At 45.5% G+C, this 18,348-nt stretch carries 20 protein-coding genes; 9 read left to right on the plus strand and 11 right to left on the minus strand.

Features of this window, described 5'->3' with window-relative positions; genetic code table 11:
* Positions 1–8: 8 nt before the first annotated feature.
* The 8 genes from Q8L79_RS10520 to Q8L79_RS10555 form a co-directional block, all read right to left on the minus strand.
* Positions 9–698, minus strand: a complete 690-nt coding sequence (locus Q8L79_RS10520) for an O-methyltransferase (RefSeq protein ID WP_305270769.1) — start codon at positions 696–698, stop codon at positions 9–11.
* Between the two features lie 391 nt (positions 699–1,089).
* On the minus strand, positions 1,090–1,968 hold the full coding sequence (locus Q8L79_RS10525) for a fructosamine kinase family protein (protein WP_305270771.1): 879 nt from the start codon (positions 1,966–1,968) through the stop codon (positions 1,090–1,092).
* A complete protein-coding gene (locus Q8L79_RS10530) occupies positions 1,968–2,471 on the minus strand; it encodes a YgjP-like metallopeptidase domain-containing protein (protein WP_305270773.1) in 504 nt (167 codons plus the stop codon). Before Q8L79_RS10530 ends, Q8L79_RS10525 begins: the two co-directional genes overlap by 1 nt.
* 6 nt (positions 2,472–2,477) lie before the next feature.
* Positions 2,478–3,410, minus strand: a complete 933-nt coding sequence (locus tag Q8L79_RS10535) for a hypothetical protein (RefSeq protein ID WP_305270775.1) — start codon at positions 3,408–3,410, stop codon at positions 2,478–2,480.
* Between the two features lie 82 nt (positions 3,411–3,492).
* The gene (locus tag Q8L79_RS10540; RefSeq protein WP_305270776.1) at positions 3,493–4,377 is read right to left on the minus strand and encodes a carbon-nitrogen hydrolase; all 885 of its coding nucleotides are present in this window, start codon (positions 4,375–4,377) and stop codon (positions 3,493–3,495) included.
* A 181-nt stretch (positions 4,378–4,558) separates the two neighbouring features.
* Positions 4,559–5,161: a DUF2238 domain-containing protein gene (locus Q8L79_RS10545; protein WP_305270778.1), complete on the minus strand. Its 603-nt coding sequence runs from the start codon at positions 5,159–5,161 to the stop codon at positions 4,559–4,561.
* Between the two features lie 3 nt (positions 5,162–5,164).
* A complete protein-coding gene (locus tag Q8L79_RS10550; protein ID WP_305270780.1) occupies positions 5,165–5,617 on the minus strand; it encodes a glutaredoxin domain-containing protein in 453 nt (150 codons plus the stop codon).
* A gap of 58 nt (positions 5,618–5,675) precedes the next feature.
* Positions 5,676–6,368 carry a DUF3313 domain-containing protein gene (locus tag Q8L79_RS10555; protein WP_305270782.1) on the minus strand — a complete coding sequence of 231 codons (693 nt, stop codon included), beginning with the start codon at positions 6,366–6,368 and terminating at the stop codon, positions 5,676–5,678.
* Between the two features lie 199 nt (positions 6,369–6,567).
* On the opposite strand from Q8L79_RS10555, the gene Q8L79_RS10560 reads away from it, so the two are divergent.
* The 7 genes from Q8L79_RS10560 (at position 6,568) to Q8L79_RS10590 (ending at position 12,799) form a co-directional block, all read left to right on the plus strand.
* A complete protein-coding gene (locus Q8L79_RS10560; RefSeq protein ID WP_305270783.1) occupies positions 6,568–6,978 on the plus strand; it encodes a hypothetical protein in 411 nt (136 codons plus the stop codon).
* On the plus strand, positions 6,929–7,918 hold the full coding sequence (locus tag Q8L79_RS10565) for an HNH endonuclease (RefSeq protein WP_305270785.1): 990 nt from the start codon (positions 6,929–6,931) through the stop codon (positions 7,916–7,918). The genes Q8L79_RS10560 and Q8L79_RS10565 overlap by 50 nt, the downstream gene beginning before the upstream one ends.
* Before the next feature lie 120 nt (positions 7,919–8,038).
* Positions 8,039–9,448 (plus strand): protein kinase, encoded by a 1,410-nt coding sequence (locus Q8L79_RS10570; protein ID WP_305270786.1) that lies wholly within the window; start codon positions 8,039–8,041, stop codon positions 9,446–9,448.
* A gap of 50 nt (positions 9,449–9,498) precedes the next feature.
* Positions 9,499–10,623: a UvrD-helicase domain-containing protein gene (locus Q8L79_RS10575; protein WP_305270788.1), complete on the plus strand. Its 1,125-nt coding sequence runs from the start codon at positions 9,499–9,501 to the stop codon at positions 10,621–10,623.
* Positions 10,624–10,635: 12 nt separating this feature from the next.
* Positions 10,636–12,027 carry a hypothetical protein gene (locus Q8L79_RS10580; protein WP_305270789.1) on the plus strand — a complete coding sequence of 464 codons (1,392 nt, stop codon included), beginning with the start codon at positions 10,636–10,638 and terminating at the stop codon, positions 12,025–12,027.
* 119 nt (positions 12,028–12,146) lie between these two features.
* Entirely contained in the window at positions 12,147–12,395 is a 249-nt protein-coding gene (locus tag Q8L79_RS10585) for an AbrB/MazE/SpoVT family DNA-binding domain-containing protein (RefSeq protein WP_305270792.1), read from the plus strand.
* Entirely contained in the window at positions 12,392–12,799 is a 408-nt protein-coding gene (locus Q8L79_RS10590) for a type II toxin-antitoxin system VapC family toxin (RefSeq protein WP_305270794.1), read from the plus strand. The genes Q8L79_RS10585 and Q8L79_RS10590 overlap by 4 nt, the downstream gene beginning before the upstream one ends.
* A 352-nt stretch (positions 12,800–13,151) precedes the next feature.
* Here the strand turns inward: Q8L79_RS10590 and Q8L79_RS10595 are convergent, their stop codons facing one another.
* The 3 genes from Q8L79_RS10595 to Q8L79_RS10605 are packed head-to-tail and all read right to left on the minus strand — an operon-like array spanning position 13,152 to position 16,780.
* Positions 13,152–14,177 (minus strand): agmatine deiminase family protein, encoded by a 1,026-nt coding sequence (locus Q8L79_RS10595; protein ID WP_305270795.1) that lies wholly within the window; start codon positions 14,175–14,177, stop codon positions 13,152–13,154.
* A 34-nt stretch (positions 14,178–14,211) separates the two neighbouring features.
* Entirely contained in the window at positions 14,212–15,891 is a 1,680-nt protein-coding gene (gene recN, locus Q8L79_RS10600) for a DNA repair protein RecN (RefSeq protein ID WP_305270796.1), read from the minus strand.
* The gene (locus Q8L79_RS10605; protein WP_305270798.1) at positions 15,875–16,780 is read right to left on the minus strand and encodes an NAD(+) kinase; all 906 of its coding nucleotides are present in this window, start codon (positions 16,778–16,780) and stop codon (positions 15,875–15,877) included. The genes recN and Q8L79_RS10605 overlap by 17 nt, the downstream gene beginning before the upstream one ends.
* A 235-nt stretch (positions 16,781–17,015) precedes the next feature.
* Between Q8L79_RS10605 and Q8L79_RS10610 the strand changes: the two genes are divergently transcribed.
* Together Q8L79_RS10610 and Q8L79_RS10615 are read left to right on the plus strand one after the other, a co-directional pair.
* Positions 17,016–17,621: an MBL fold metallo-hydrolase gene (locus Q8L79_RS10610; protein WP_305270799.1), complete on the plus strand. Its 606-nt coding sequence runs from the start codon at positions 17,016–17,018 to the stop codon at positions 17,619–17,621.
* A gap of 71 nt (positions 17,622–17,692) precedes the next feature.
* Positions 17,693–18,130, plus strand: a complete 438-nt coding sequence (locus Q8L79_RS10615) for a secondary thiamine-phosphate synthase enzyme YjbQ (RefSeq protein WP_305270813.1) — start codon at positions 17,693–17,695, stop codon at positions 18,128–18,130.
* Positions 18,131–18,348: the final 218 nt, after the last annotated feature.

The raw sequence follows: 18,348 nt of genomic DNA on the forward strand, positions 1-18,348 counted from the left end.
ATCTTTTTTTACGTAGTCTTTTTTCTCGCGACGATTACGCCATCACGGGTCGGATTGATGAATGCGTCAAATTCAGGATCATTAAAAATGAGTTCATTGTGTTCAATAATCGCCTCAGTCCAGCCGGGAAAAATATCGGTAGGATTTTCTACCGCCACTCGGCCGCGCCAAAGCACATTATCGGCAATATAAAGCCCGCCGGGGCGAATCCTGTCTTTAGCCATAAGCCAAATTGCCGGATAATCGCCTTTATCGACATCGTTATAACAGATGTCGAATGGCCCTTCAGTCTGAGCAAAAACATCTTGAGCCATACCGACCCGAAAATCTATTCGATCCCACAAGCCGGCAGCATTGAGATATTGCTCGGCTTTTTCCTGATTGAGAAAGTCGGCATCGGTGCAAATCACTCGGCCTTTGGGGCCGACCGCTCTGGCAAACCAATAGGCTGAATATCCGTAGCCGCTGCCGAATTCAAATACCCGTTCAGCATTGATCATTTTGGCCTGCGCTTCAATGAATGCTCCCACCAGACGGCCAACGATAGGGAAGTTGTTTTTCTGCGCGAGTGCTTCCATCTCTGCCAACACCGGATGATCCGTATTATGCAGCAAACTATGCATGTAATTTTCAATAGCCGGATTGACTGGAATCAACACGCCTGGATTTGAAACGGTTGGGGATTTTATATCGGCCATTAGCGGTTCCTCATGATATGTGTTTGTTGAAGATGAATGCCGTTGCCCGTTTATCAGGCACGGGGCTTTTAAAACAATTTAATTTCACTGTGGTAGTTATCCCGAACAGAACCGACATACCTTTATGCAAAATTATCTTGTTTCTGCCAATGTCTTTGGCGCGATACAGCGCTTTATCGGCGTGATCCTAATGCCTGACAATCCTGTCGCTGTCGTCCGGGAAAAATGTTGGATTGAGGCTTATCGATACTCAGTCGCTATAATAAGGTTTAATTATGCAACTTTTATACAGAAAATGGGATTTTTTCGAGGATTTATGCCGATTAAATATGTAGAGAAGTAAAAATAATTATGTTGAGGGATTTTGATCGTTTTACGCCATAAGTTTCTTTTATAGGTCAGCTGATAACTTATCGATCATATTTTCTGCCTGATGAAGATAGCTTTGTCCGAACAGGTTCAGATGATTGAGTATATGGTATAAGTTGTACAGCGTTTTTCTGCGCGCATAGCCCGGATCCAGCGGATAAACGGCTTGATAAGCCTGATAAAATGTTGGGCTGAAACCGCCGAATAATTCGGTCATCGCCAGATCCGTTTCCCGGTCGCCAAAGTAGCAGGCCGGGTCATAAATGACCGGATTGCCCTGTTCATCCGCCGCAACATTGCCGCCCCACAAATCGCCATGCACCAAAGCCGGTTGCGGTTGATAGCCGGAAAACAACGGTTTTAAATTTGTACGGAGTTTTTCGCCCAGGGTTTGTAAGCGACCGCCATAGCCCTTGGCTGCAGCCAGTGTTAATTGATGCCCCAAGCGTTGCTCTTGCCAGAATATAATCCAGTCGTGGTAGTGGCCGTTGACCTGTGTCGTGCTGCCGATGGTGTTGTCGCGGTGCCAACCGAAATAGGCCTGTTTTTGCAGATGCAGCTGCGCAAGTTGTTGCCCCAGCAACTGTTCGGAACGGCTGTTCAGGTTATGTAAATCGATATATTCAAGCACCAAAAAGGCATGGTCGGCAGTTTGGCCGCAAACAACAAGCTTCGGTACACGGATGGCCTGAGCTTGTGCCAGGGCTTGCAAGCCTGCGGCTTCGGCTTCAAACATGGCAAGCCGTTCAGGCGTATTTAACTTGACAAAAAAACTTACATTTTCAGCTTGTAACCGGTAAGCCGCATTAATATCGCCGCCCGGTAGCGGCTGTGCCTTGAGCAACTTAAAAGGCTGCCGGGTTGCCGATTCGATATGTTGGACAATGGCCTGCCAGTTCATCAGTAGAGCTTGCCGAATAAATCCATATGCGTCAGATACAGCCGCATATCCAGCTCAAACCGGTGATAAGACGGTTCCATGTGCTCGCACAGCTGGTAAAACGCCTTGTTATGATCCTTCTCCTTTAAATGCGCCAGCTCATGCACGACGATCATCCTTAAAAATTCCAGAGGCACATTTTTGAACAGCGAGGCTACCCTGATTTCATTTTTTGCCTTGTGTTTGCCGCCCTGTACTCTGGAGATAAAGGTATGAAGGCCCAAGGCATGATGAAGATCTTTAATCTTATCGTCATAAATTACCTTGCTAAGCGGCTGGGACTGCTTGAGCGAAGCGTTCTTCATATCAACGGCATAAGCATAAAGTGCTTTATCCGTCCTGATCGTGTGAGGAGCCGGGTATTTTTTCAACAGCGTCTCGCCCAGTTTATTGTTATCGATTAGCAGGCGCACCTGGCTGGTCACGTTTTCAGAATAGCCGATTAAATATTTCAATTCATGCATGGTTTATTACTTGAGCGAGTTCAGTATTTGCTCCAGAGGAGCGAGAGAGATCAGCGCCCGGTAAAGAATGGTTTTATCTTCCATCAGGCCGTAACATTCATAGTGATAGGGCGAATCTATGGCGTGGCCTATGCCTTCTTTCTTCGATTCCGGGGGGATTTGTCTGATCAGTATATACAGAGCATCGCCGGATTTCAGTTGCGCAAGATAGGTACGATCAATGCTGATTTTATGAGACATATACACCAGCGGATTGCGCTCGAAATCATGCTTTTCTATAACCGCTTTTTCCAGTAACGCGCTGGATATGAGGCTGCACGGGAATATTTCCGGGAACACCGCTTTATTTTTAAAGGGATCGAAAAAAGCATCCTGATCGACCAGAGAGCCGCACAAAAAATTTTTTGCATTGCTGGTCGTGATGAATTTTCGTTTCAGAAAAAAACTGCTACCGGATATAAAAGACCGGTCGGGGTGCTGATTGAGGACGCCAAACTGAGGAACATCCGGGTTGGTCAGAAATAAAGCAAACTTGGATTCTTTCTTGTAGCCCAGCAAAGCCAACGCGCCGCCCGATTTCACAGTAATCCTGTTGCTGAGAATTGTCTCGGGTTCTTCTGTAAATTGCGATTTTTTTATATTGATTGATACTACTTGTCCGGGTTTGACCGCATTAACAAAAGAAAATTGATAGTTGCTAAAGCGCAGGTTTTTATCGCTGATAAGCTTGTTTTCTTTATATAACTTGCGATGAAGAAAAACTTTGTGTTCGAGCAGCGATTCTACTTGAAAGCCAAGCGCAATAGGGCCTTTGAACGGATTGTGATTGATACGCAGCCACCTGTTTCTGTCGTGAAACAAGTTGAAATCATCCGTTGCATTACGTGCAACATCAATGTGTATCTGATTAAAAACATCCGAACTGTCTGATGTATGCATAACGCCTCAACGATAGAATTCCAGGTTTGATCAATTTATGGCTGGAAACTCCCGTTTCCACAACAGCTTACGCCAGAGCTTCTTAGTCAATAAAACGCCGGGTCAAATCGCCGTATTCATCAATCCGGCGGTCGCGCAGAAACGGCCATATTTGCCTGACTCGCTCGGCTTTTGCTCTATCGATCGTGCAGCTTAGGAGTTTTGTTTCCGAATCATTGGCGCTGGTGATGATTTCCCCTTGCGGCCCTGTTATAAAACTATTGCCCCAGAAATTAATACCTGCAGTCGAGTTCGGCGCCAACTCAAAACCGATACGGTTACAGGAAATGACCGGGATGCCGTTGGCGACAGCGTGGGAACGCTGAATGGTAATCCAGGCATCCAGTTGGCGTTGTTGCTCTTCGGGACTGTCTTCAGGGTCCCAGCCTATCGCGGTCGGGTAAATCAACAGTTCAGCACCGGCCAAAGCCATTAATCTGGCGGCTTCCGGATACCATTGATCCCAGCAAACCAATACGCCTAATTTGCCGATAGAAGTTTCGATAGGCTTGAAACCCAAATCGCCGGGCGTGAAATAGTATTTTTCATAAAAACCCGGATCGTCGGGGATATGCATTTTCCGGTACTTACCGGCAATACTGCCATCCTTGTCAAAAACAACGGCAGTATTGTGATAAAGCCCCGGCGCTCTTTTTTCGAAAATGGTCGATACAATAACGATGCCGAGCTGTTTCGCCACGTCAGACAGGATTTTAGTGGTTGGGCCAGGAATAGGTTGGGCAAGATCAAAGTTATTATAATCTTCACTTTGGCAAAAATACGGGCCAAGGTGCAACTCAGGCAATACTACCAAGTCGGCATTTGCAGCGGCGGCTTCATGAATTTTTGCTATGGAAAAATCAAGATTGGTTTGTCTGTCTTCATCGCAGGGCTGTTGCACAGCGCTAACGGTTAATGTCGATTTCATGATGATCGTGTGTGGTGGTTTCTAATGGACGTTATTTTACAACTATTTAAGAATAGCAAATAACAAAACTGCGCTTGCTTCCACGAAAACGAAAAACGGGAATGTATAAACAAGCCAAGGGCATGAAGGGCGGTTTGCTGATCGCCCTTTATGTCCTTAACTGTTAAGGCGGCGCTTGGACCTATTCTGCTGCCGTCAACTTGTTAATGTACCAGTCATGAATACGACTTAACAGGGCCAATGCCAGCATTGCGCCAAGTAGCGCATAAGCCATGTCCGACTGCGTATCCCAGATATAGCCTTGAGTGCCTAAAAATGCTTCAGCGGCTTCCTTGCTTAATAGCGCAACGCACCATTCAATCAGCTCATAAAAGGCGCTGATCGCAAGACAAATGCAGATGACGAAAAAATTGAGCCATTTGGTGCTTTCCACCACATGATTCCGGATCAGGATTTCCCTGGCGATTATCGCAGGGATAAAGCCTTGGGCAAAATGGCCGAGTTTATCGTAATTATTACGGTCTAAATTAAAGGTGTCCTTTAGCCAATCGAACAGCGGGACTTCAGCGTAAGTGTAATGCGCGCCTATCATTAAAATAAGGCTATGGATCAGAATCAAGCTATAGGCTAAATCCGTTAAGCGGAACTTTTGGCGCGTCCGGACAAGCACGATAAAAGCGATCATCGCAGGCGCTGCTTCAAGCACCCAGGTCAGGTAATCTTTAGGATAAATACCCGACCATATCAGTGCAGAAAAAAATACCCCCAGCCACGTTTTATTCATGGATTAGTTTTTCGTTAAAGCTTGTTGATATGCGCTTTCGCTAAAGCCACGCAGGGGAACGCCATTTATGACTGCCAGCGGGATTCCGCTATACCCCGGATCAAGGGTTTTTTTGCGTGCTGCGGCATCAAGGTCTTGCTCAATATCGTAGGTATTAAAGGCAATATTATTCTTGCGTAAAAAGGCCATGGCTTTTTTGCAATAAGGACACCAGTTGGTGATGTACAGATCAACTTGCGGCACTGCTGCGGTATCGGTTGGCTTGTTAGCGACCGGCATCGGTTGCGGTGACTTTGCTTCAAGGTCGGCGCGGTTTTCTATGGACGCTGAAAGGGCGGGTTTTGATCCGGAGAAATGCGATTTCCCGCTGGCATCGGTCCATTTGTAGATTTCGGCTTGGGCAGGTAATGCGAATGTCAGTGCAAGCAATAGAATAAGCGATCGATTCATGGTCATGGTGGATTGGGTTCCGGTAAAAAGATTACAACGTAAAGCCGTCTTGTGCCGACTAAATTTATTCAGGTTCTGGGCAATCAGTATGCCCCTGTTTGGTACAAAGCTGATAGTTTAACTGACTTGCCCAGTATTGGTAGGCTTGTTCAACATCATCCCCAGTGTCGAAAAACTTCATTAAGGTTTTTCCGCCTGCCCGGCAGTCCGCTGAAGCCATCAATAATTCACCGGTTTGCGAATCGGTGATTTTCCCCTCGACACTGGCTTGCCCCACATAAGACTCAGTGCCTGTCGCCAACATTTTAAGCAATGATAAGGCGCGAGCCGAAGGATAGACGGCAGTATATAAATCCAGCAGCAGTATCGAGGATTCCGCATCGGTAATGGCAAATTGAACGCGTAGCGTGTCGGGACCGGGATGAGCGACCAGTTTAAAATTCTTCTTTAAGGCTTCCCGCATCCGGTATTCAAACAGTTCTTTAAGTCTGTGGTTCTCGGCGTGAGTCATGTCGTTGAGATCGGAATCGGGCAGTTTGCTGGTAATGACGGGTTCTAAAATGATTTTTTTATAACCGGCCCAGTTAGTGCCGTCTTTCCAGAAACTTAATAAAGCATCGCCATCTTCGCCGTCTTTAAGCAGGGAGTAATCATCCAGGAAATGCGACGTTTCGACATATCTGGCCTGATAAGTCCTTGCGCAACCGGCGCTGAGCAGGACAAGGATAATTATTGAAATGTGCTTAATGATGGGCATGTATAGGTAGGATTGACTTTTCGAGGCTCATAAAAAAAATTCAACTACTCCGTATGATAGATACTCCTGAAACCGGAAGAAACCGATTTTATATGCGCGGAGGTCAATATTACAAAAAATTAAATTTAATAGGGCTGTAGTAATAATTGTTAAAATGCAGCTTCAAGCTTAAAAGCATTTAACTGAACATTACACTCCCATGACTCAAACACCTGTGAAAGCTCAAAAAAACTTGCTGACGCTTACTTTAAGTGAGACAAGAACTATTCTACGTGAGAACTTTCTTGCGGATAACCGTCCTTGGGTTGTTGCTTATTCAGGAGGAAAAGATTCCACACTGTTTTTGCAACTTGAGCAACATGCTCGAACCTCCAGCCTTGATTTAACAGTGCATCCGGTCAAACCGGAAATCGAAGACAGTTTTTGGTCTTTGATCATCGGTAAAGGCTATCCACCACTGAATCGTTGGTTTCGCTGGTGTACGACCAAGTTAAAAATCAAGCCGGTTAGAAAAGTGATTGATGAGATTACATCGAAGCATGGCAGCGTAGAATATATGTATGAGCAATTTCAGAACGAAAGATCTAAATTATTACCTGCTGAAGTTTAAAAAACTAAGGCGGGACAGGAAAAACGGTGGTGCGCCGCATAAGCCTGTACTCTTATTAAGTGTTATCAATTTGTTTGAAGTCAATCCACTACAAACCAGCCAAATTTACATAACCCCTGAACTCATAACTTTTTTTAAATCGAACTGGGCTAACTTGGTGGACTCAGATCATCATATGACATTTGCGTTACCCTTTTTCCATATGAAAAACGATGAGTTTTGGAAGCTTAAAGCTAATCCAGGATGTGAAAAATGGGTTGAAGCAAAAACAGCCATGAAAAGTTTTTCTAATCTGAATACAGCTGTTCAATATGCCGAAATCGATTTTGAACTTTTCCAGTTACTTAAAGATGCTGCTTGCAGAGAAATTTTGAAACTATTTTTGCTGGAAGAATATTTCCCAAAAACAAAATGTCATTATAGGAATAATTCGCTTCTTAACAATCTTGACAGCATTTCAAAAAATATTAGAGAAGAATCGTCCACGGAATATAAACAACAGCTTAGTAAATTAAAAATCCAACTGGATAATAATTCTTTTGAGGAAGAAGTTTTTATTCGAGGAAGTTTGTTTAAGCGAGAAATTCCAAAAATCTACAATAATACTTGCAGCATAACCGGACTTCGTATCGATGCAGTGATTTCAGTATCAATGATTGATGCATGTCATATAGTGCCTTTTTCGGAAAGTTACGATGATACTATTTCAAACGGTATAGCTTTGTGTCCAAATCTGCATAGGGCGTTTGATAGAGGATTAATTTCAATTGATGAAAATTATCGAGTAATGATCAGTCCTGTATTTTCGGAGCCTGAGCTATCTTCTCATAGTATTCTTCAATTTGAAGGGCAATATATTAGGTTGCCTGATATGCAAAAGTTTTTTCCGGCTCAAGAAAACTTGGCTAATCATAGGAAAAAATATGGCTTTCAATATTGAGTTTTTTATAGAGGGTGATGTGGTTTATGCTTTTAAATTTATTGCATTTCAGCTTTATAGGATAGGTAAATGAGAAAAGGCTCTTGATCTACACCCTGAATACATACCTTTGGAGATTTTGTGAAATTTGATGACATAGTAATTTGCCGCCAACTTGCGGAACGGTTTATTGTTACCCGTGGCGGAGGAAATGTTGGTAACCAGCTTGGGGATGGTGGTTCAGCCGTTGTTTTTTCTTGGGATCAGTTAGACGTAATTCGCGCCCTCAAAGTTTATGACCCCAAGTTTTTCAACCCAGAGGTGGAGGGTGCCGAATGCCATCGGTTAGAACTTCAGAGGCGATTGATCGATCAGCATTGCCCATCAATAGTTGATACATTCGCAGTTGATGAAGAATTCAACACTTGCTTTGTAACGATGGAATTCTTTCCGGGTATTGAGCTTAAAAAAGTGATTGAAAAAGTTCCTGATAAAGCAATCGCATCGCTAATTCGTCAACTTGTTGAGGCAGTGCGCTTTCTTGAAAAGAATAATTTGGTTCACCGAGATATCAAACCAGAAAATATCCTCGTTTCATCGGACTTTACTCAATTGAAATTGCTCGACTTAGGAGTAGTAAGAGAAATTTCAGGCGACGAAGACCGTGTCGATGGCACCGACCATGGCGAGAAACGCCCTTTTATAGCTACTGCCCAGTACAGTTCGCCAGAATATTTGTTTCGTCTCGAACCACCATCAATTGCACTGTGGAAAGGTCTCACCATTTATCAAGTAGGTGGCGTACTCCATGATTTAGTCTGCAAGAAACCACTTTTCGAGGCAGCTGTTGCTGCGGACAATAAATACGCATTGGCAATGGCGGTTATGCGTGAAGTTCCCGATTTTAGTGGAATATCTTCCAACGTTTCAACTTGGGCTGCGCTTGCAGCTCGCTGCCTTACTAAAGATAGTAATTTTCGGCTTCAGCTTGTTAATTGGTCTGACTTCGATGAACATGTTGAGTCAGCGATGGAAAAATTGAAGCGAACCCTAACCAAGTCCGCTACAAGTGCGAATCATGCTGAACTTAATGAAGCTCAGATAAAAAAACTGCAAATTTCCCGTAAGAAACAATACGATGAATTGATAAACGAATTGCGTAATAAGCTTATCAAAGAATTCTCGCCTAATTTACGAATTTCCGACCTGGGCAATAATGAAGGTAGTGCTAACCTCTTCCTGAAGCTCGAAGCTATAGAACTTGGAGTGAAATTAGCTATAGAACATACGTGGGACAGCGGAATAAGAGAAGAATTTGCTACTGTGCGATTAGCTGCTGATGCAGCCTTGGAGCAAGAGAAAGTTAATTTCAGCGGTGAACGACACGCTATTGGTGAAATCAATATCGATGGTATTTCACAGCAAGAATTTTTGGAAACACTTATTGAAGCTGTGAGTAACATACTCGTCAAACATTCGGAATTGAACGAGACTGGCGGTATCGTAGATGGGGATGATTTAGTTGTGCTTACTTGGCCAATTTTGGTCTGACTTTGTGGGAGATTGAAATGCAGGGTAATTGGTGGACTAGGCCGGAACAGATGGATGAAGACCAAAAACGTTTTGTTAGTTTGAATGCCGATGGCAAACATTTGGTAGTAGGCCCTCCAGGTTCAGGTAAGACGAATCTTATAGTAATGAGAGCGCGTTATATTTATGGATGTGGGCTTAAAAATGTTTTGGTTCTGACATTTACTCGAGCTTTACAAGACTTTATCCGCACAGGTGTTGGAGAAAAAAAATATTTTGAACCTGAACAGATTCAGACTTTCAAACGTTGGGCTTTGTCACATATCCGATTATACGCTCCAGAGCAGTTAATTTCGTATGATAAGAACGGAAAGTTTGAGGAAGACAGACAAAAAATTATCGAAATGCTGAAGGTGGCTAATCGATCTCTTGGCGGAAAAAACCTTTATGACGCAGTGTTGGTTGATGAAGTACAGGATTTGCACATCGAAGAGGTCAAAGCACTTATGCAAATATCTGAACGTATCACTGTGGCTGGCGATTCGAAACAAATGATTTATTCCGAATCAGGGCAGACCATCCCTTTATTAGATGACCTTGGCTTCAGCAAAACAACATTGCGTTATCATTATCGGATTGGCAGGGCTATTTCAGATGTGGCAGACAAAGCTTTGCAACCTGAGAATGATGCTGACCGTCTACAGACCAATTGCAATTACAAGGAAGATGAATTGCAATCGCGTGCTGAATTATTGCAGTTTGCAAGCAGGCAGGAGCAGTTCGATGTGATGTACAAGACCATTGTGTTGCAGTTGAGATCATATCTTGATGAAGATGTCGGTATCTTGGTGCCGCTTACTACTATGGTTACTGAGCTACAAGGAATGTTTGACAAAACTCCATTGGCGAAGTCGGTCGCCTACCACAATGACAACTCTGTAGAACAGTCATTTCAATCAGGAAAGCGGATTCATGTCATTGTCTTAAAATCGGCTAAAGGAACTGAATTTCGAGCTGTACACCTCTATGGGTTGGAAGAGCTAAAGTTCCCTCAGGTTCGGCGCGAACTCTTATTTATGGCTATCACTCGTGCTAAAACCGCACTGACTGGCTATTACTCGGGTAGAATCCTCAAAAGCGTCGAAACGGCATTTGCCAAGGCACAGACACCGCCCTCTCTAGCTGATCTATTTTAAGGTGAGTCTTTTATGAATCTTTCTTGGTATGCATTAAACCGGCAGGAATTGCCTGATGTTCTTTTGGGGGAATTAAAGCTCTCAAGTCGTCCTATGAGTGATCCATATCCGACTGACTCTGATGTTGTTTTGGGTATAAGCAATGCTGAACGCGGTAGTGAGCCGATTGTCGCAGTCGCGTTGGTAGGGGCTACAGGGAAAGAATTATTTTCATGGATTTCAACGTATGCCGAGGAAATATTTCCTTTGACCCAGTTCTGTAGAGTGTGTTCCATTGAAGATTGGAAACAATTGCAGCTCCAGACGCACAATGAATCAATGATTGGTGCAGTTTCGTCAATTTGGCCTTCAGTTGTACTTGGCGAGATGCTTGGACAAGCAGATGCAGACACCAATGTTGCAGGAATTCCTCTTGCGCGGGCAGCTGCTTGCTTTTCGTTCGCAATTGCTAGAACCATACTTTTGTACCCAAGTCATGAAATTGCTCTAAATAGGTGTACAGAGAGGATGGCTATGGTCGAACGTGATTCTCGGTTTGGGCAAAGACTTATCACTGTGGAATCGTTAAAAAAAGTATGTTCAGTAGCATTGCCCTTACAAGATGTGTTGGATGAGTCGCTGAATATTGTAGATATAGTGCTACAAATAGTGGCCGCAATAGATAAACAAGCAGCAGACTTTTTGGTTGCAAACAATTCGCTATTGAGTGATTCTGCTGAAGATCGTGTGGAAGGGTTTGATAGTGTAGTTGATACGTTATTCGAAAAACTTAATTCGAATGCCATTAAACGTGATGTGTGTACGGTTACTCTAGCTGCTGCTGCTATATTGGCAGGACGAGGCACCAGCCACATTCAGCTGTTGGCAACAGTAGCGAAACGTTTCCCCGAAACGCTTGTCTGGTACGGTTTGCTGGCTGGTGTACTTGGTCCACGCGGCTGGGATAAGGCTTGGAGACAACAAACCAAAAGTATAGAGCGTTCTTTAAGACAGTTTTTTCGACCAGATGAGCCAGTTTCTGCGGACATATGTTGGTCAGAGTATGAGTGGTTAAGTAAAACGTACAATTCGATGGAAGTTCTGAATGCCATTCCAAAGAGTGCGCCAAGAAGTCTTGCGATAGAGTTACTACCTGGAGTAAGTTGTCAGTTTCGTTTTGCGGGGCAAGGTTCCAACGCAAAGACTATTGATGATCATCAAGCTACTGAGATGAAAGGGAAAATAGAAGTGCCAGTTATCACTGAGAGCGTGCTTTTACAAGCAGTAGATCTTTTGGCTGATGTACAGAAGCTCCTTTTACCACATGGGTTACCTCGTGGTCACCGACAACTATCCCTATTCGAAGGAGACTCTCCTACAAAGCCAAGCCCATCATCACGACGGAAATCTAAAGATAAATTGTAAAGGCGTAATTTATAAAAGAGACTCTAATATGGATAGGTTCGATAACTCATTAGATGCTAGTAATATGTACGTTAAGTAGTTACTCGTATACTACAATTTTTTTTGCGGGAAAAACCTATATGCCTACTTTATCCATTCACGGCGATGTCCATATACCTGACAACCTCATTCAGGCATTGGGCTTAAAACCCGGCACCGAACTGGCTTTTGAACGTCAAGGCGACGCGATTGTCATGCGCCCGGTAAAAAAGCCAAACAAAATCTCACGGGTTGAAGATGGCCCCCAAATACTGGGCTATACCGGGCCGACAGTCACATTGGAAGAAATGGACGACGCCATTGCCAAAGGCGCGGCGCAATCGCTGTGAAGTCGGTCGATACCAATATCCTGGTGCGCTACTATGCGCAAGACGACCCTCTGCAATCGTCCCTTGCCTTGCGCGTCTTCAGTGATGAACCCGATCTGTTCGTGACAAAAACAGTTTTACTTGAGTTTTTCTGGGTTTTGACTCAAGCCGACAAATTCCGCTTTCCGCCTGAACAAGTCATGTCCGTTTTCGAACATCTGCAAGGCTTGCCGAATATTGTCATCGAGAATGAACTTTCGTTCCGAACAGCCGTCGCATGGTGCCATGCCGGTCTTGAGTTTCCAGATGCCTTGCATTTGGCGGCTTCTGCCGCTTGCAGTGCGTTTTTGACGTTTGATGACCGTAAATTTTCGCGTCGGGCTCAACGTCTTAACTTGACGCCGATTTGTGAAATTCCTACATAAAATTTTTCTATTCATCTTAGAAAAATTAGAATTGGGTGCTGCCTTTTTTCTGACGGCTAAGAGTAATACCCTTGATAGCGAAGTTGCTCTATTCAGTTGCGCTTGATGTAAAAATCAGCTCGTTCATCAAAACCATGCTGCAAAGAAGCGGAGTTAGCGAATTCCCCATCCAATTGTTAAACATTGCACCATAACTGCCGCCACTTGGTAGCTATGGGCGTTGTTGCCGCGTAATCGAGATAAATTGGGTTATCCAACAGGTTTTTAAGTGTATAAACTTCTTACTTCGGTTTCTTTATACGGGACGCAGTTTAAAACCGCGTCCCGCTCAAGGTTGCAATAGTGTTAAATCTTAACCGACAGCCCTCAACGCCCCCTCAGGAAACTGCATGGTCATGCAATGCAGGCTGCCGTACTGATGCACCAAGGGCTGACACGGAACGCCGATAATCTTGCGATCGGGAAAACAACCGGCCAAACGTTCCAGCGCAACCGCATCCATCGGGTCGCCGTAAACCGGCACCATGACGGCGCGATTGATAATCAGGAAGTTGGAATAATTGGCCGGGAGTTGTTGTCCGTCCTCATCATGAATCGGTTTCGGCAGCGGCAACGGCACCAGATGGTAGACATCTCCATCCTGGGTTCTAAGCGCCTGGAGTTGTGTTTCCATGAATTTCAGGCTGTTGTAGTGCGGATCTTGGGCATCGTCGCAGCTGGTGTAAGCGATGGTATCTGCGGAGCAAAAGCGCGCCAGGGTGTCAATGTGGGCATCGGTATCGTCGCCGCTCAGGTTTTCCTGGTCCAGCCAGAATACCCGTTTTGCGCCCAAGTATTGGAGCAATTGCTGTTCTATTTCCTGTTGGCTCAGGCCTTTGTTCCGGTTCGGGTTTAACAGGCATTGTTTGGTGGTCAGGAGGGTGTCTATGCCGTCGCTTTCGACGCTGCCGCCTTCCAGAATGAAGTCTATATCGGTGTGGCTGGCGCCTTTAAAGGGTTTGACGTTTAGCAGTTTGTGATTAAGTGCGTTGTCGCTTTGGTGCGAGTATTTTCCGCCCCAGCCGTTAAAATGAAAGTTCATGTGCATAGGAACGCCGTCTTTTTCGACGGTAAGAAAAACGGTATCCCTGACCCAGATGTCATTCACAGGTGCATGAATGAAGTCGATGTTGTCGGTCTTGCTTATTAAGGTTTGGATATGTTGCTGATGACTGTCATCCCTGCAAACGATAAGCAGTTTTTGGTATTGGCTGATGGTATCGCTAATGACGCTGTAGGATTGCTCTACCGAGTCAAGGTTGCGAAAATCGCCGGTTTTATGCGGCCATGCGATTAATACGGCGGATTGTTTTTCCCACTCTGCTGGAAATCTATTCATGGTTTTTAGTTCCGTGTAATTGAAAATTTTCCGGCTAAATGCCGGAATTAGATTGAAACAACATTTCTTTGGCGTGCGCCAGTGTATTGGCGGTGATATTGACACCGCCGAGCATTCTGGCAATTTCTTCAACACGCTCTTCCGTTTCCAGTAAGCGGACATTGGAAGAAGTCATATCGCTTCGGTTGTTTTTTTCAACGTAGAGATGGTGATGCGCTTGTGCAGCGACTTGTGGAAGGTGAGTGACGCACATGACTTGCCGGTTATGGCTTAAGCTGCGCAGTTTTTGCCCGACGATTTCGGCAATGCCTCCACCTATGCCTGAGTCTACCTCATCAAAAATCATGGTCGGGGTGGTTTTATCACTGGACGTGGTGACTTGAATAGCCAGGCTGATGCGCGACAGTTCGCCGCCGGAAGCCACTTTAGCCAGAGGTTTTGCTGGCAGGCCGGGATTGGCGCTGACCAGGAATTCGATTTTATCTTTGCCGTTCAGTTTGGGCGTACTGCTATCCAGTGCGCCTATGTCGACCAGAAACTCGCCTTGCGGCATGCCCAGTTCCTTGATCATTGCTGAAATCTTTTGTTGCAGCTTCTTGCCGCCAAGTTTGCGTTGTCCGGACAGTTGCGCGGCCAGTTGCTGGTATTGGGCAAGCAACTGTGCGACGCTTGCCGTTAAGGCCTCGATACGCTCGCTGCTGTGGGCCAGTCCGTCGAGTTCCTGTTCAAGCTTACCGACCAGTTCCGGCAGTTCATCCGGGGTAACGTGATGTTTGCGGCTCAGGCTTTGAATGATGCCGATCTGGTTTTCCAGCGCTTCCAGGCGTTGCGGATCGGCCTCTTGCGATTCGAGAAAACGGCGTAACTGAAGCGATGCTTCTTCAACTTGGATCTGCGCCTCGGAGAGCATGGTGCAAATTTCGTTTAATTCGGGTGCAAATTGGGCAATGTGGCTTAACTCGGCCAGGCAGTGATTCAGCATTTGATTGACCGACTGCCGGTCGTTTTCATAAAGTATATCGACCTGGGCTTGGCCGGTGCTTAATATCTGGCCCAGATTGGCAAGTCTGCCGTGTTCTTCGGACAGCTCGGCATAACTGAAATTTGCCAGATCCAGCTGCTGCAATTCTTCAAGCTGATAGCGCAGCAATTCTTCGCGTTCGGTTTGATCGACGCTGGATTTAATCAATCCGGCCAGCTCCTTACTGGCTTGATGCCATTCCCGGTAACAGGTATTGACGCTGTCCAGCAGCGGTTGGTTTTTTGCGTAGGCATCCAGCAAGCGGCGTTGCTCGTCAGCATTGAGCAGGGTCAAATGCGCATGTTGCCCGTGAATTTCGACCAGTTTTTCGCTGAGTTCCTGCAAGGCCTGCAAGGTCACCGGGCGGCTGTTGATATATGCTTTGGAGCGTCCGTCGTGATTAACAATGCGTCGGATCAGGCATTGCTGATCGGCATCCAGTTCATTGTCTTTGAGCCATTGCTGCGCTTGAGGCGCATCGGCCAAATCGAATTCCAGGTTGATCTCGGCGCGTTTGCAATCGGGACGCACGTAGCCGGAATCGGCGCGGTCGCCCAAGGCAAGTCCCAAGGCGGTTAATAAAATAGACTTACCGGCTCCGGTTTCGCCGGTCAGCACTGACATGCCTTTTTCCAGGTCGAGATCTAACGATTTAACGACGGCGAGGTCAATAATATTAAGATTTAATAGCATGATTGTCGGTGTGGTAACCACTGCTCCAGTTTAATTTATGCCTGAGTATATAAAAGAAATCATGGCCTTCCGGGTGCAAAATCCTAATGGGTTTGGGTTCTTTTTTAATCAAAATCTTGTCGCTGATCAATACTTTCGGAATTTCAATATGATCGCAAGTCACCAAGGCGTTGATTTGTTTAGTCTGGCAAAAACTGATTTCAATTTCAACCGAATCATTTATCACGATAGGCCTATTCGATAAAGTATGGGGATTGAGAGGCACTAATACCAGAGCATTTAACGCAGGATGCAAAATCGGTCCTCCTGCGGACAGGGAATAGGCGGTTGATCCGGTCGGGGTGGAAATAATCAGGCCGTCGGAGCGTTGCGAATTTAAAAACACATTATCGATTTTGGTGATGATTTCTATCATGCTGGGGGTTACCCAACGGTGGACGACTACTTCATTGACGGCGGTCTCTTCGTGGATAACTTGCCCGCCGCGAATGATTTTGGTGCGCAATAAATAGCGATTTTCTTCAGTGTAATGACCTTGAAGAATGCGCAGCAGCTTATCGGACAGCTCGTTGGGCGATATATCCACCAGGAAACCCAGTCGACCCAAGTTGATGCCAATCAATGGGATATCGTATTCAACGATAGCGCGGGCGGCAGCAAGAAAAGTGCCGTCGCCGCCAACGGCGATAACCAGGTCGCAGTACTGAGCCATCGTATCTATCGGGCAGGATTTAACGGACGGGGTATTAATAAAATGAGCGCTGTCTTTAGCGACAATAACCGTGTATTGATGTTGTTTTAAAAAAGCATGCAGGGCAGTTAAAGACGTGGCGATGCTGGGGTCGCTGGGTTTGCCTATGATGCCGATGGTCTTAAAAGGAGTCTGCATTATTTAGATAACAATCTGGAAATGAATTTGATTATACAAAAAAAACTAGGTAAGACTACGAGTATTACAACTTCATCGGATATTTTGGCTGCCGCGCAGCTTGACCTTGCCTTTTAGCTTGATATTTTTGAATAATGGACACAATCTATAGATTGCCGGAATCGATTAATAAAGCGGCAATATACACAGAGCATCGTAAGACAGGGTGTAAAATTATTAAGTCAGGAGAGTAGCCATGAAACAATTACACAGAAAGGACCTGTTCGGTTGGTCGGAGTTTAATCGGGAGCGCAATCTGGATTTTCATAGCGTGCTTTGGGTACGTGACGGCGGTAATGTCTTAATCGATCCTTTGCCGATGTCAGAACATGATCACAGCCACTTGCAAAGCCTGGGCGGGGTAAGTTTTATCGTCATTACCAATAGCGACCACTGCCGTGATGCAGAACATATAGCCGACGTTACCGGCGCGGCGATTTACGGCCCGGCAGGCGAGGAAGAAACGTTTCCGCTGTCATGTGCCCGTTGGATTCACGATCACGAAGAAATTGTTCCCGGCTTGATGGCCTATCAGCTTAACGGTTCTAAAACGCCGGGGGAATTGGCGTTGCTTTTGGAACACAGTACGCTGATAACCGGCGATTTAATCCGTTGCCATATCGGCGGCGAATTATGCCTGTTGCCGGACGCAAAGCTGACTGATAAAAATAAGGCCATTCAATCGGTCAAACGCATTGCCGAGTTGCCTGATATTAAGGCCGTATTAACCGGCGACGGCTGGCCGCTGTTCAATCACGGCAGTGAAGCTTTGCATCGTCTGGCAAGGTCATTGAACCATTAGTGAACAACCAAAGTTTCTTCTTCAATGTGCCGCTTGACGCGGCATCTCAAGTCATACAGCAGGTTTTGTTAATGTGGGTACAAAAAGAGTTTTCATTATCAGCAAAAAGCAGGGGATTTCATCTGATCACCGGTGAAATCCTGAACGTTATTCCGGAATTGGCTGCCGTACAGTGCGGACTGCTCCACCTCTTTATCAAGCATACCTCGGCATCGTTGACGGTTAACGAGAACGCCGACCCAACGGTGCGCCAGGATATGGAAAGCCACTTTAATCGATTTGTACCGGAAGGGGCTCCCTATTATAAGCATGGCTATGAGGGAGAAGACGACATGCCGGCCCATATAAAAAACAGCTTGCTGGGTTCCAGTTGCACCATTCCTATCACCAAAGGCGTGCTTAATCTGGGTGTCTGGCAAGGCATTTACCTGTGCGAGCATCGTAATCAGGGCGGTAGCAGGAGGATTGTAGCCACGATTCAAGGCCAATCTAAAACCGAGGACAGATAGCGCTTAACGCTTAAATAGTATGTCTGCGCATTGCCGGCAGTTCGGATTTTGCAAGCTTTGAGTTTCCTGATTAGCAGGATGCTTCAGCTAGCGCCAAAAAACTCGTCATTCTGGCAGGGATGCCGGAATCCAGTCACATGGATGTGAGACTATGGCTTGGCATCAAGCCTAAATCATGCCACAGCGGTATCGGAAAGTTACCATCCCTGGCTCTGGAT

It is taken from the genome of Methylobacter sp. (assembly GCF_030680395.1).
Taxonomy (GTDB): Bacteria; Pseudomonadota; Gammaproteobacteria; order Methylococcales; family Methylomonadaceae; genus Methylobacter_A.